12 protein-coding genes are annotated in these 12,367 nt (G+C 67.5%); 4 read left to right on the top strand and 8 right to left on the bottom strand.

The window, feature by feature from the left end:
- The first annotated feature begins 42 nt into the window (after positions 1–42).
- Together N7I30_RS19640 and N7I30_RS19635 are read left to right on the top strand one after the other, a co-directional pair.
- A complete protein-coding gene (locus N7I30_RS19640) occupies positions 43–876 on the top strand; it encodes an ABC transporter ATP-binding protein (protein ID WP_024351094.1) in 834 nt (277 codons plus the stop codon).
- Positions 877–931: 55 nt separating this feature from the next.
- The gene (locus N7I30_RS19635) at positions 932–2,170 is read left to right on the top strand and encodes a phenylacetate--CoA ligase family protein (protein ID WP_491390317.1); all 1,239 of its coding nucleotides are present in this window, start codon (positions 932–934) and stop codon (positions 2,168–2,170) included.
- A 26-nt stretch (positions 2,171–2,196) separates the two neighbouring features.
- Here N7I30_RS19635 and N7I30_RS19630 read toward each other — a convergent pair whose 3' ends face one another.
- The 7 genes from N7I30_RS19630 to N7I30_RS19600 all read right to left on the bottom strand — a co-directional run bounded on the left by N7I30_RS19630 (position 2,197) and on the right by N7I30_RS19600 (position 9,627).
- Positions 2,197–2,844: a 2-dehydro-3-deoxy-6-phosphogalactonate aldolase gene (locus N7I30_RS19630; RefSeq protein WP_024351092.1), complete on the bottom strand. Its 648-nt coding sequence runs from the start codon at positions 2,842–2,844 to the stop codon at positions 2,197–2,199.
- Positions 2,841–3,755 carry a 2-dehydro-3-deoxygalactonokinase gene (locus N7I30_RS19625; RefSeq protein WP_024351091.1) on the bottom strand — a complete coding sequence of 305 codons (915 nt, stop codon included), beginning with the start codon at positions 3,753–3,755 and terminating at the stop codon, positions 2,841–2,843. Before N7I30_RS19625 ends, N7I30_RS19630 begins: the two co-directional genes overlap by 4 nt.
- Entirely contained in the window at positions 3,752–4,702 is a 951-nt protein-coding gene (locus N7I30_RS19620) for a Gfo/Idh/MocA family protein (protein ID WP_024351090.1), read from the bottom strand. The genes N7I30_RS19625 and N7I30_RS19620 overlap by 4 nt, the downstream gene beginning before the upstream one ends.
- Positions 4,703–4,775: 73 nt before the next feature.
- Complete coding sequence (mmsB, locus tag N7I30_RS19615; protein WP_024351089.1) at positions 4,776–5,987, bottom strand: multiple monosaccharide ABC transporter permease; 1,212 nt, start codon at positions 5,985–5,987, stop codon at positions 4,776–4,778.
- Positions 5,980–7,530, bottom strand: coding sequence for a multiple monosaccharide ABC transporter ATP-binding protein (gene mmsA / locus N7I30_RS19610; RefSeq protein WP_024351088.1), 1,551 nt, complete (start codon positions 7,528–7,530; stop codon positions 5,980–5,982). The genes mmsB and mmsA overlap by 8 nt, the downstream gene beginning before the upstream one ends.
- A gap of 154 nt (positions 7,531–7,684) precedes the next feature.
- Complete coding sequence (chvE, locus tag N7I30_RS19605) at positions 7,685–8,758, bottom strand: multiple monosaccharide ABC transporter substrate-binding protein (protein ID WP_050767505.1); 1,074 nt, start codon at positions 8,756–8,758, stop codon at positions 7,685–7,687.
- Positions 8,759–8,814: 56 nt separating this feature from the next.
- Positions 8,815–9,627, bottom strand: coding sequence for a FadR/GntR family transcriptional regulator (locus N7I30_RS19600; protein WP_498640865.1), 813 nt, complete (start codon positions 9,625–9,627; stop codon positions 8,815–8,817).
- 317 nt (positions 9,628–9,944) lie between these two features.
- On the opposite strand from N7I30_RS19600, the gene N7I30_RS19595 reads away from it, so the two are divergent.
- Entirely contained in the window at positions 9,945–10,691 is a 747-nt protein-coding gene (locus N7I30_RS19595; protein WP_188077149.1) for an SDR family NAD(P)-dependent oxidoreductase, read from the top strand.
- 38 nt (positions 10,692–10,729) lie between these two features.
- Positions 10,730–11,572, top strand: coding sequence for a fumarylacetoacetate hydrolase family protein (locus N7I30_RS19590; RefSeq protein WP_228240889.1), 843 nt, complete (start codon positions 10,730–10,732; stop codon positions 11,570–11,572).
- Positions 11,573–11,688: 116 nt separating this feature from the next.
- Here the strand turns inward: N7I30_RS19590 and N7I30_RS19585 are convergent, their stop codons facing one another.
- Complete coding sequence (locus N7I30_RS19585; RefSeq protein WP_228240891.1) at positions 11,689–12,273, bottom strand: ABC-type transport auxiliary lipoprotein family protein; 585 nt, start codon at positions 12,271–12,273, stop codon at positions 11,689–11,691.
- Positions 12,274–12,367: the final 94 nt, after the last annotated feature.

Here is a 12,367-nt window from a genome sequence, read left to right as displayed (position 1 = left end):
TCCCGGCCGGCCGCATCCAGGGAAACGAAAAGGGTCGCCCCCATGACCGTCGCAGAGCCGCTTTCCGCCCCCGAGCCCGCAACGGCCCCGGCCGAGGACATTCTCGCCCTCAACAATGTCGAGGTGGTCTTCAACGACGTCATCCTCGTCCTGCGCGGCATGTCGATGGCCGCCAAGCGCGGGCAGATAACGGCCCTGCTGGGCGCCAATGGCGCCGGCAAGTCGACGACGCTGAAGGCGATTGCCGGCCTGCTGCACACCGAGGACGGCGCCATCACCCGCGGCTCGGTGTCCTATGAGGGCCAGGACATCACCCGCATGTCGCCGGACCAGAAGGTCTGCAACGGCATCTTCCTGGTCATGGAAGGCCGCGGCATCGTCCAGGACATGACGATCACCGAGAACCTGCGGCTGGGCGCCTTCACCCGTCCGAAGGCCAACATCCGCGAGGAGATCGAACAGGTCTACGAGTTCTTCCCGCGGCTGCGCGAGCGCAGCGGCCTCGCCGGCTATCTGTCCGGCGGCGAGCAGCAGATGCTGGCGATCGGCCGGGCGCTGATGGCCAAGCCCAAGCTGATCCTGATGGACGAGCCGTCCATGGGCCTGTCGCCGCTTCTGGTGAAGGAGGTGTTCGGCATCATCCGGCGGCTGAACCGCGAGCTCGGCATCTCGATCCTGCTGGTCGAGCAGAACGCCAACATGGCGCTGAAGGCGGCGGACTACGGCTACATCATGGAGAACGGCAAGATCGTTCTCGACGGCACCGGCGCCGAGCTCGCCGACAACGAGGACGTCAAGGAATTCTATCTCGGCGGCGGCGAGCGGCGCTCGTTCAAGAACGTCAAGAGCTTCCGCCGGCGCAAGAGATGGCTATGACGGCGCCGCGCGCCCTGCCCCCGACCTGCACCGAACGATCCCGGAAGGCTCCGGCATGAGCGACCATTTCGACGACCGCGAGACCCGCGCCCCCGCCGCCCGCGAGGCCAACCTGTTCGAGCGGCTGCGCGTGCAGTTGCGGCATGCGATTGCCACGTCGCCGCACTACGCCGGCAGCCTCGCCGGCATCGATCCCGACACCATCGGAAACCGGGCGGCGCTCGCCGCCCTGCCGGTCCTCTACAAGTCCGACCTGATCGAGATGCAGGAGGCCCACTCACCCTTCGGCGGGCTGACGCCGCAGAGCGCCGGCGGCTTTCGCCGGCTGTTCCTGTCGCCCGGCCCGATCGTCGAGCCGGAGGCCGAACACGAGCACTGGCGCATGGCCCGGGCGCTCTATGCCGCAGGCTTTCGCCGCGGCGACATCGTCGCCAATTGCTTCGCCTACCATCTGACGCCGGCGGGCTTCATGTTCGACCACGCCGCCGCCGCGATCGGCTGCGCGGTGTTTCCGGGTGGCGTCGGCAATACGGAGACGCAGGTCGAGGCCTTCGCCCGGCTTGGGGTCCGCGGCTATATCGGCACTCCGGACTTCCTGAAGATCATCCTGGAAAAGGCCGATGCGGCCGGCGTGGCGCTCAGCTCGGTGACCAGGGCGCTGGTCAGCGGCGGGCCGCTGTTTCCCAATCTGCGGCAATGGTACGCCGAGCGCGGCATCGCGGTGCGCCAGTGCTACGGCACCGCCGAACTCGGCCTGATCGCCTATGAGGCGGCCGGCCCCGGCGACGGCATGGTGATCGACGAGGATGCGCTGGTGGAGATCGTGCGCCCCGGCACCGGCGATCCGGTCCCCGACGGCGAGGTCGGCGAGGTCGTGGTGACCACCTTCAACGCCGCCTACCCGCTGATCCGCTTCTCCACCGGCGACCTGTCGGCTGTGATGATCGGGCAGAGCCCGTGCGGGCGCACCAACCGCCGGCTGAAGGGCTGGATGGGCCGGGCCGACCAGACCACCAAGGTGCGCGGCATGTTCGTGCATCCACGCCAGGTCGCCAATATCGTCCGGCGCTTCCCGCAGATCGCCCGGGCGCGGCTGGAAGTGGGCGAGGATGGCGGCCGCGACACGCTGCTGCTGCATATCGAGAGCACCGAGCGCGGCGCGGCCTTCGCAGAAACGGTGGCCGAGGCGATCCGCGCCGAATGCCGGGTGCGCGGCGAGGTCGCCTTTGCCGAGGACGGCACCCTGCCCAATGACGGCAAGGTCATCGACGACAAGCGCGCCCTCGGCGTCTGAGCTAAGGGACGTTCGCTGAAAGGCGCCTACTGCCCCGCGGGGAACGCCGCGTCATAGGCGGCGACTGCCTTGTCGGCGCGCGCGCGCACCGTCGCCGCCTCGTCGCCCGGCTTGTAGAGCGACGAGCCGAGCCCGAAATGCCGGACGCCGATGGCACCATAGGCGGCAAAATCCGCTTCCGAGACGCCGCCGACAGCGCCCACCGCAAGGCCCTTGGGCAGCACGGCGCTGATCGCCTTGATGCCGTTCGGCCCGAGGACGTTCGCCGGGAAGAATTTCAGCGCCGAGGCGCCCGCCGCCGCCGCTGCCAGCGCCTCGGTCGGGGTGAAGACGCCGGGCATGGTCACCATGCCGTGGACCGCTGCGCGATGCAGCACCGCCGGGTCGACATTCGGGCTGACCAGCAGCCGGCCGCCGGCCGCATGCAGCCGGTCGGTGTCGTCCGGCGTCAGCACGGTGCCGGCGCCGATCAGTACGCCATCCGGCGCCATGCGGGCTGCGGCGGCGATCGAGGTGAAGGCGTCCGGTGAGTTCAGCGGAATCTCGATGGCCTCGAAGCCGGCCTCCAGCAGCGCGCCGACGATCGGCTCGCACTCGTCCGGCGTCAGGCCGCGCAGGATCGCGACGAGGTCGCGCTTCAGCGTCGGCCATGGAGCGGAGCGAAGGTCGGTCATGCGAGAATCTCCCTGGCGGCGGCGAAGAGGCCGCGGCGCACCGCCGCGTCCGCATCGGCGGCCACGGCTTCGATGCCCGCCAGTTCGCATGCCACCGTATAGATGTCGAGAAGCTGGCCGGAGGCGACGAGCGTCACCCGCGGCGTCGCGCCGAAGCGGCTGCGGGCGCCGGCGAATTCGAGGCCGAGAACGAGGCCGGAGAGTTGCGATCCGCCGTCGCCGCCGGCACCGACATCCAGGAGCCCGCCGGCGCGGATCGCGAACATGCGGTTGGTGGCTTCGGCGGGCGATTCCAGCCCGGCCCGGAAGCCGTCGACAAAGCCGGCCCGATCGAAGGGCGCGGCCGGATCGGCCACCGAATGACGCAGGATCGTGTGCTTGGCCACCGCGGCGAACAAATCACCGGTGATGAAGGTGGCAAAGCCGGCGATCCGGCCCGCCTCCAGCGCGACCCATTTGGAATGGGTGCCCGGCATGCAGACGAGATCGAGGCCGCCCGTTCCGCCGGCCCGCTCGGGCAGGCCGAGGATCTGGGTTTCCTCGCCGCGCATGACGTCGGGCGTCGACGCGTTGCGCTGCGCGACGCCGGGCAGGATGTGCACCGGCCGCTCCAGGCCCGGCACGCGGCAGGCGCTGGCGGCGATGGAGGCGGCGGTCGCCGGGGTCTCGACATAGGGCGCCTCGACCCAGCCCTGGCGCGCACCGACCATGCCGCAGGCGATGACCGGCAGGTCGGCCGACGCACCGACGGTCGACAGATGCGCGTCGAGAATGGCGGCAAAGCCGTCCGGCCCGGCGGCGAGCATGCCCTCGCCGCTGCGGCGTTCGGCGAGAATTTCGCCGGCGGCGTCCAGCAGCCAGAGACGGAAGCTGGTGGTGCCCCAGTCGACGGCCGCGCAATAGGCGTTCATGCAGTGTCCCGGTTCGGTTGATCGTGGAACGGCTCGACCGTCAGATGGCGGCCCAGCATGAACGCGTCGGCGACATGGCGGAGCGGCGCGAGATCCACGTCGGACCCGCCGCTCGCCACCAGTTCGGCGAAGCGTGCATAGATGCCGTCATATTCGGCTTCGGCCTGATCGACCACCGATTCCCCGTCGATCCACAGGCGCGCGCCGCCCGACGACAGGAGAAGATCGCCGGCATCGGTGCCGACATGGATGTCCCAGGTCTGCGGACCGGTCTGGCGCCAGTCGAATTCGGCATTCATCGCCGCACCGGACGCGCCGGCAAAGCGCAGCGAGGCGGCGATGGGCGCGGCGCGGTTCTCGGGGAAGGACAGTTCGCCGCCGGTCAGGAACATTGGCTCCGGCAGGATGTCTGTGACGATCGACAGGGCATTGATGCCCGGATCGAAGACGCCGAGCCCGCCCGGCTCCCAGATCCAGTCCTGGCCCGGATGCCAGTGGCGGACATCCTCCTTCCATTCCACCCGCACCGATCGCACCTGCCGTCCGGCAAGCCAGCGACGCGCCGGCGCGACGCCGGGGGCAAAGCGCGAATGCCAGGTGGCGAACAGGCTGACGCCTTGCGTCTCCGCCAGATCGGCGAGATGCGCGACCTCCGACAGAGTGGCGCCGGGCGGCTTTTCCAGCAGCACGTGCTTGCCCCGGCGCAGCGCGTCGGCCGCCATGACATGGCGCACCTGGGGCGGGACGCAGAGGGCGACCGCGTCGATCTGCGGCATGGCGTCGAGCATCTCGGCGGGCGTGGCGAAGCGCGCGACCCCGTCGACGGAGGCGCTGCGGCTCGCCGTCGCGACAAGCTCGAAGGCCGGGTTGCGGCCGATCGAGGGAATGTGCTGATCGCGGGCGATCTTGCCGACGCCGACGAGGCCGAGCCGGATCGGCGGGGTCATCTGGAGCGGCTCCCGGCAAGCCGGCGGTCGTCAGGCCCGGCCGCAGGCGCTTCTGGTTGGCGGCGCACCCGGCTCACCCCTTGTTCTTGTTGTAGACGTCGAAGATGACGGCGAGCAGCAGGACGAGGCCCTTGATGACCTGCTGGTAGTCGATGCCGATGCCCAGGATCGACATGCCGTTGTTCATCACGCCCATGATGAAGGCGCCGATCACCGCGCCGACGATGGTGCCGACGCCGCCGGACATGGAGGCGCCGCCGATGAAGACCGCGGCGATGACGTCGAGCTCGAAGCCGAGACCGGCCTTGGGCGTCGCCGTGTTGAGGCGGGCAGCGAAGACGAGGCCGGCCAGCGCCGCCAGCATGCCCATATTGGCGAAGGTCAGGAAGGTCAGCCGCTCGGTCTTGATGCCGGAAAGCTTGGCCGCCTTCTCGTTGCCGCCCAGCGCATAGATGCGCCGGCCGATGGTCGTGCGCGAGGTGACGAAGGAATAGAGCGCGATCAGCAGCGCCATGACGATGAGGACGTTCGGGAAGCCCCGGAAGGTCGCGAGCATCCAGGCGAGATAGAGGATCGCGCCGACGACGATGACGATCCGCGCCGCAAAGAAGGCGAAGGGCTCGTCCTCGCCGCCATGGGCCTGGCTGCGCATGCGAGCCCGCACCGCCAGGAACAGGATCAGCCCGGCCAGCGCCACACCGAGAGCCAGCGACAAGAGGTTGATGTCTTCGCCGCCGAAGAGGTCCGGCAGGAAGCCCGAGGAGATCAGCTGGAAGCCCCGCGGGAACGGCCCGACCGACTGGCCGGCCAGGAGCCAGAGCGTCAGACCCTTGAAGACCAGCATGCCGGCCAGGGTGACGATGAAGGAGGGAATGCGCCAATAGGCGATCCAGTAGCCCTGCATGGCGCCGATCACCGCGCCGACGAACAGGCAGATGACCCCGGCCAGGACATAGTTCATGTCCCAGTTGACGATCATCACCGCGGCGAGCGCGCCGACGAAGCCCAGCACCGAACCGACCGACAGGTCGATGTTGCCGGAGACGATCACCAGCAGCATGCCCAGCGCCATGATGATGATGTAGCTGTTCTGCAGGACGAGGTTGGTCAGGTTGATCGGCTTCAGGAGAATGCCGTCGGTCATGATCTGGAAGAAGGCCATGATGACGACGAGCGCGACGAGAATGCCGTATTCGCGCATGTGCCGCCGCACGAAGCCCCAGGACGCGCCGGGTGCGGCCCGGTCCTTTTCCAGATCGATCTGCTGCGTCGCCTGATCAGACATCGCTGTTTCCTCGGTTTCGGTGCCCGGCGCGGATGATCATCGCCATGATCTTCTCCTGCGTGGCTTCTGACGTGGGGAGTTCGCCGACGAAGCGGCCCTCGTTCATGACGTAGACGCGGTCGGTGATGCCGAGCAGCTCGGGCATTTCCGACGAGATCACGATGATCGCCTTCCCGCTGGCGGCGAGCTGGGCGATGATCGCGTAGATTTCGTATTTGGCGCCGACATCAATGCCGCGCGTCGGCTCGTCGAGGATCAGCACCTCCGGGCCGGCGAACAGCCATTTCGACAGCACCACCTTCTGCTGGTTGCCGCCGGACAGGTTGATCACCTCCTGGCCGATGCTCGAACTCTTGATGCGGACCCGGTCGCGGTAGTCGCGCGCGACGGCCGTCTCCTTCTCGGAATCGAGCACGATGCCGTTGGCGACGCCCGGCAGATTGGCCAGCGGAATGTTGCGCCGGATCGTCTCCTCGAGGACGAGGCCGTAGGTCTTGCGGTCCTCGGTGACGTAGCAGAGGCCGTTGTCGATCGCCCGCGAGATGGTCGAGACGTCGACCTTGCGGCCGTCGATCTTCACCTCGCCGGAAATGTTGACGCCATAGGCACGGCCGAACAGGCTCATGGCGAGCTCGGTGCGCCCGGCCCCCATCAGACCGGCGATGCCGACAACCTCGCCGCGCTTCACATGCAGGCTGACGTCGTCGACCACCTTGCGGTCGGAATGGATCGGGTGGTGCGCCGTCCAGTTCGACACCTCCAGCACCGTCTCGCCGATCTTCGGCTCGCGCGGCGGAAAGCGGTCGGTCAGGCTGCGGCCGACCATGTCGCGGATGATGTCGTTCTCGCTGATCGTGCCGGTGCCGCAGTCGAGCGTCGAGACGGCGCTGCCGTCGCGCAGGACCGTGATGGTGTCGGCGACCTTGGCGATCTCGTTCAGCTTGTGGGAGATCAGGATCGAGGAGATGCCGCGCGCCTTGAACTCCAGGAGCAGCTTCAGCAGCGCCTCTGAATCGGTCTCGTTGAGGCTGGAGGTCGGCTCGTCGAGGATCAGGAGCTTGACCTCCTTGGACAGCGCCTTGGCGATCTCCACCAGCTGCTGCTTGCCGAGGCCGATATCGGTGACCAGCGTCGTCGGCGATTCCTTCAGCCCGACCTTGGCGAGCAGCTCGCGGGTGCGCGAGAAGGTCTCGTTCCAGTCGATGATGCCGTTCGTCGCCCGCTCGTTGCCGAGGAAGATGTTCTCGGCGATCGACAGGAGCGGCACCAGCGCCAGTTCCTGGTGGATGATGATGATGCCGAGGCGTTCGGAATCGGAAATGCCGGAGAAGCGGCACTCCTCGCCCTGATAGGTGATGGCGCCGTCATAGGAGCCGTGCGGATAGACGCCGGACAGCACCTTCATCAGCGTCGACTTGCCGGCACCGTTCTCGCCGACAAGGGCGTGGATCTCGCCCGCCTCGACGCTCAGGCTGACATCGTCCAGCGCCTTCACACCCGGGAAGGTCTTGGTGATGTTGCGCATTTCCAGGATGGTCGTCATGGCGGCTCTTCCGGCAGATCGGCAGCCGCAAGCGGCGCCTCGATCCGAATGGATGGGTCACGGCGCTTCGGCCGTCCGTCAGGGTGCCGCGGCCGCTCTGGTGAACGGCGACGGCATGGCGAGGGCGGACGCCGGCAGCGCCCGCCGGATCGCCCTACTTGATCTGGTCTTCGGTGTAGTAACCGCCGCCGACCAGGACCTCTTCCCAGTTCTCCTCGGTGACCAGCACCGGCTTGAGCAGGTAGGACGGCACCACCTTGACGCCGTTGTCGTAGGTCTTGGTGTCGTTGACCTCGGGCTCGTTGCCCTGCAGCACGGCATCGACCATGTTCACGGTCACCTTGGCGAGCTCGCGGGTGTCCTTGAAGATGGTGGAATACTGCTCGCCGCGCAGGATCGCCTTGACCGAGGGGACCTCGGCGTCCTGACCGGAGACGATCGGCATCTTCTGGTCGCCCGAGCCGTAGCCGACGCCCTTCAGCGAGGAGATGATGCCGATGGACAGGCCGTCATAGGGCGACAGCACGCCATGCAGCTGCTGGTCGGTGTAATTGGCCGACAGGAGGTTATCCATGCGGGCCTGTGCCACCGCGCCGTCCCAACGCAATGTGCCGACCGTGTCCATGCCCATCTGGCCGGAGACGATCTTGACCTTGCCCTCGTCGATCAGCGGCTGCAGCACGCTCATGCCGCCGTCGTAGAAGAAGTAGGCGTTGTTGTCGTCCGGCGAGCCGCCGAACAGCTCGACGTTCCAGGCTTCGGCGTCGGGGAAGCGCTGCTCCAGCCCGGCGACCAGGGACTCGGCCTGCTGCACGCCGACCTGATAATTGTCGAAGGTGGCGTAGTAATCGACATTCTCGCTGTCGCGGATCAGGCGGTCATAGGCGATCACCGGAATGTCCATCGCCGCGGCGTTGGCCAGCACGTTGGAGAGCGTCGTGCCGTCGATCGAGGCGATGACCAGCGCGTCGACGCCCTTGGTCACCATGTTCTCGATCTGGGCGAGCTGGTTGGGAATGTCGTCCTCGGCATATTGCAGGTCGGTGGCGTAGCCGGCCGCCTCGAACTGCTTGACCATGTTGTCGCCGTCGGCGATCCAGCGGGCCGAGGATTTCGTCGGCATGGAGATGCCCACGGTGCCCTTGTCCTGCGCGCTCGCACCGAGCGGCACCGACAGCGCCATGACCGTCGCGGCAAGCCCCGCGATCAGCGTCTTCGTCACGTTCATGATTGTCCTCCCTGGACCTTGGTTCGGCGCATGACGCGCCCTCTGCAATGCTCCCGTCACGGCGCAGACCTTGCGCCGTGATCCCGTTCGCGGCCGCCGGCATCGGTATCGCCGGCCTCGCCTGCATCGTCACCCCGGCTGCCGTCATCGGCGTAGAGGGCGAGGATGACGTCGTTGAAGGCACTCTCGATGAGCCTTCGCATGAACAGTTCCGCCGCCTCCCGGTCGCCGGCGAGGATGGCGTCCATCACCCGGCCATGCTGGCGTAGCGTCTCCTCCTGCGGGTTCTGCCGCCAGGACAGGGAGAAGGAGATCGACAGGCTGCGCTCGATCATCGCGCCGAGCGACACCAGCATGGGGTTTCCAGTCGCCTCGAGGATGACCCGGTGAAAGGCGAGATCGGCGGCGATCAGCTCCGGCGAACCGCGCGGGTTCTCGCGCATGCCGGCCATTGCCGCCTGGAGCCGCGCCGCCTGCTCCGGCGAGATCCGGTCGCAGGCGAGCCGCGCCGCCTGGGGCTCGTTGATCAGCCGCATCTCGTAGAGCGACTCGATGAAGGGTCGCCGGATCGCGGCGGTCAGGTGCCAGCCCATCACGTCCGGGTCGAGCATGTTCCACTCGATCCGCTCGCGCACCCGCGTGCCGACCTTCGGACCGACGCTGACCAGACCCTTGGCGACCAGATGGCGGACGGCCTCGCGCACCACGGTCCGCGAGACCCCGTATTGCGTCTGCAACTCCTTTTCGGTGGGCAGTGCCTCGCCGCAGGCCAGGCGGCCGGACGCGATCCGGCGGCCAAACGTGGCCGCCAGGCTCATGGTGCGGCTGGCCCGCTCTCCATGCATCGTCCGCGCATTCGCCTGAAGCACCTTGCCGAGCCTCCCCTCCCTGCAATGGTCTGATGATTGCGTGAAGTACCGTCCGGAGGCAACCGCAAATTGCTTCGACTATGGTCTATAGTCGTACCTTACCCCGCGGATCGGCGAGCCGTGTCGGTCGACAATGCCGACGGGGCCGCCGCTGCCGGCGCGGCCAGACCGGCCCATCCCGTCGCCGCATCAACGTATACATTGCAACCGCCGGGTGGATATGGCATCCCGGCGGGAACGCGATGGCGGCGAAGCCGCGGGCACCGGCTCGGCGGGACGGTGCGAACGGCCATCGGCGCGACTTCTGGGGGGATGTCATGAACAAAATCGATCTCGAAGGCCGCATCGCTGTCATCACCGGCGGGGCGCGCGGCATCGGCTATGCCACGGCCGAGCGCATCATCGAGAGCGGTGGATCCGTCGTTCTCTGGGACATCGACGGCGCGGCGGTCGACAAGGCGGTCGCGGATCTGGGCCCGCGCGCCAGCGGCACGGCGGTCGAACTGACCGACGAGGCGGCCGTCGCCGCCGCGACGCAGCAGGCGATGGACGCCGCCGGCAAGATCGACATCCTGGTCAACAATGCCGGCATCACCGGCGGCAACGGCAAGACCTGGGACCTGGCGCCGGACGTCTGGCGCAAGACCATCGAGGTCAATCTGATTGCGCCGTACATCACCAGCCGGGCGATCGTGCCGCTGATGATGGACGCCGGCTACGGCCGGATCATCAACGTCGCCTCCATCGCCGGCAAGGAAGGCAATCCCAACGCCTCGCATTATTCCGCGTCCAAGGCCGGCCTGATCGGGCTGACCAAGTCGCTGGGCAAGGAGCTCGCCGGCACCGGCGTCCTCGTCAACTGCATCACCCCGGCCGCCGCGCGCACCTCGATCTTCGACCAGATGAGTCAGGAGCATATCGACTTCATGCTCTCGAAGATCCCGCTGCAGCGCTTTCTCGAGCCGGCCGAGGTCGCCGCGATGATCGCCTGGCTTGCCTCGGAAGACTGTTCCTTCACCACCGGCGCGGTGTTCGACATTTCCGGCGGCCGCGCCGTCTACTGATCCCTCCCCAACCCATCGACACAATGCGAAAGGACGCCATGAAACTCGTTCGCTACGGCCCCGCGGGCCAGGAAAAACCCGGCATGATCGACGCCGACGGCCAGTTGCGCGATCTCTCCGGCCACGTCGCCGACATCTCCGGCGAAATCCTGTCCGACGCCGGCATCGCCAGGCTCGCCGCGCTCGATCCGGCCTCGCTGCCGGCGGTCGACGGTTCGCCACGCTTCGGTCCCTGCGTCGGCCAGACCAGCAAGATCCTTTGCATCGGCCTGAACTATTCCGACCATGCCGCCGAGACCGGCGCCGAGCCGCCGACCGAGCCGATCGTCTTCGCCAAGGCGCTCAACGCGCTGTGCGGTCCGAATGACGACGTCGAGATGCCGCGCAACTCCGAGGCCCTCGACTGGGAGGTCGAGCTGGCCGTCGTCATCGGCACCAAGGCGAAATACGTCTCGGAAGCCGACGCGATGAATCATGTCGCCGGCTTCGCCGTGATGAATGACGTCTCCGAGCGCGACTTCCAGACCAAGCGCCAGGGACAGTGGACCAAGGGCAAGAGCCACGACACCTTCGGCCCGCTCGGCCCCTGGCTGGTTACGCGCGACGCGGTCGCGGACCCGCACAACCTCTCCATGTGGCTCGACGTCAATGGCGAGCGCCGCCAGACCGGCAACACCAACACGCTGATCTTCAACGTGCCGCATGTGGTGTCGTACCTGTCGCAGTTCATGACGCTGATGCCGGGCGACGTCATCTCCACCGGCACGCCTCCGGGCGTCGCCATGGGCATGAAGCCGCCGCAGTATCTGAAGGTCGGCGACGTCATGACCCTCGGCATCGAGGGTCTGGGCGAGCAGAAGCAGACCGTCATCGCCGCCTGAGCGGCCATGCACTGACATCGAAAGGCCTCCGTCGCGATCCGCGGCGGAGGCCTTTTGCATTCGGGCTGTAAAATGCGACCGCTGGCGCGGCTAACGCGCGGCCGGTGCTTTTCGGGCTAGACGAGCTGGATCGTCCAGGCGACGATCTCGGCCGAGACCTGTTCGAACGCCTTGTCCAGCGCCGCGACGAAAGCCGGGTTGCCGGCGCCGTTGACGGGGGCCTGGGCATTGAAGATGCGGGTGCGCACGACGGTGCCGTTGCGGTCGTTCAGCACCTTCACCGAGATCTGCACCTCGGCGGTCGGCGCCCCGGTGACGTCCACCTCGAAGCGGCGGATCTCCATCACCAGCTGGTAGTCGATCGCCAGCCCCTGCCCCGGCACGCCGATGGCGCCGATCGAACCGGTGTTCTCGAAGGCCTGCAGCAGGCGCAGCTGGACGAGCCGCGGCAGGCGGTCGCTCCACTGGCTATCGCCGAGGAACTGGATCGAATTGGGCGACGGCTTGACGATGATCCGCTTGCTGTCGATGGTCTCGAGCGCCGTCGGCTCCGGAATGAGGAGCTGGCGCCGGGACTTGCCCTCGCGCACCTCGCTGAATGGCGGCGGCGAGATCTCGTAGGTGTCCGGCGGGGTCGACGCGCAGGCCGAAAGTCCGAGCGCCAGAAGCGCGACAAAGCTCGATTTCAGTGCTGCGCGCATAAAATTGGTACACCTTGACCCGGTCGCCGACAGCCCCGGTTGCTTGCATTCGCAACCCGGCCTGTCAACGAAAGCTTTCGTTTACCCACAGCCG

Source organism: Aurantimonas litoralis (assembly GCF_026153195.1).
GTDB classification, from domain to species: domain Bacteria; phylum Pseudomonadota; class Alphaproteobacteria; order Rhizobiales; family Rhizobiaceae; genus Aurantimonas; species Aurantimonas coralicida.
Note: the sequence above shows the minus strand (reverse complement) of the source record. Positions and strands in the feature narration are given on the sequence as shown.

Bases quoted from the DNA above. Each gene is read 5' to 3' on its own strand.
- N7I30_RS19630 (WP_024351092.1), bottom strand. From the start codon at position 2,844: ATGACCGACCTTCGCTCCGCTCCATGGCCGACGCTGAAGCGCGACCTC.
- chvE (WP_050767505.1), bottom strand. From the start codon at position 8,758: ATGAACGTGACGAAGACGCTGATCGCGGGGCTTGCCGCGACGGTCATG.
- N7I30_RS19640 (WP_024351094.1), top strand. From the start codon at position 43: ATGACCGTCGCAGAGCCGCTTTCCGCCCCCGAGCCCGCAACGGCCCCG.
- N7I30_RS19585 (WP_228240891.1), bottom strand. From the start codon at position 12,273: ATGCGCGCAGCACTGAAATCGAGCTTTGTCGCGCTTCTGGCGCTCGGA.
- mmsB (WP_024351089.1), bottom strand. From the start codon at position 5,987: ATGTCTGATCAGGCGACGCAGCAGATCGATCTGGAAAAGGACCGGGCC.
- mmsA (WP_024351088.1), bottom strand. From the start codon at position 7,530: ATGACGACCATCCTGGAAATGCGCAACATCACCAAGACCTTCCCGGGT.
- N7I30_RS19625 (WP_024351091.1), bottom strand. From the start codon at position 3,755: ATGAACGCCTATTGCGCGGCCGTCGACTGGGGCACCACCAGCTTCCGT.
- N7I30_RS19620 (WP_024351090.1), bottom strand. From the start codon at position 4,702: ATGACCCCGCCGATCCGGCTCGGCCTCGTCGGCGTCGGCAAGATCGCC.
- N7I30_RS19595 (WP_188077149.1), top strand. From the start codon at position 9,945: ATGAACAAAATCGATCTCGAAGGCCGCATCGCTGTCATCACCGGCGGG.
- N7I30_RS19635 (WP_491390317.1), top strand. From the start codon at position 932: ATGAGCGACCATTTCGACGACCGCGAGACCCGCGCCCCCGCCGCCCGC.
- N7I30_RS19590 (WP_228240889.1), top strand. From the start codon at position 10,730: ATGAAACTCGTTCGCTACGGCCCCGCGGGCCAGGAAAAACCCGGCATG.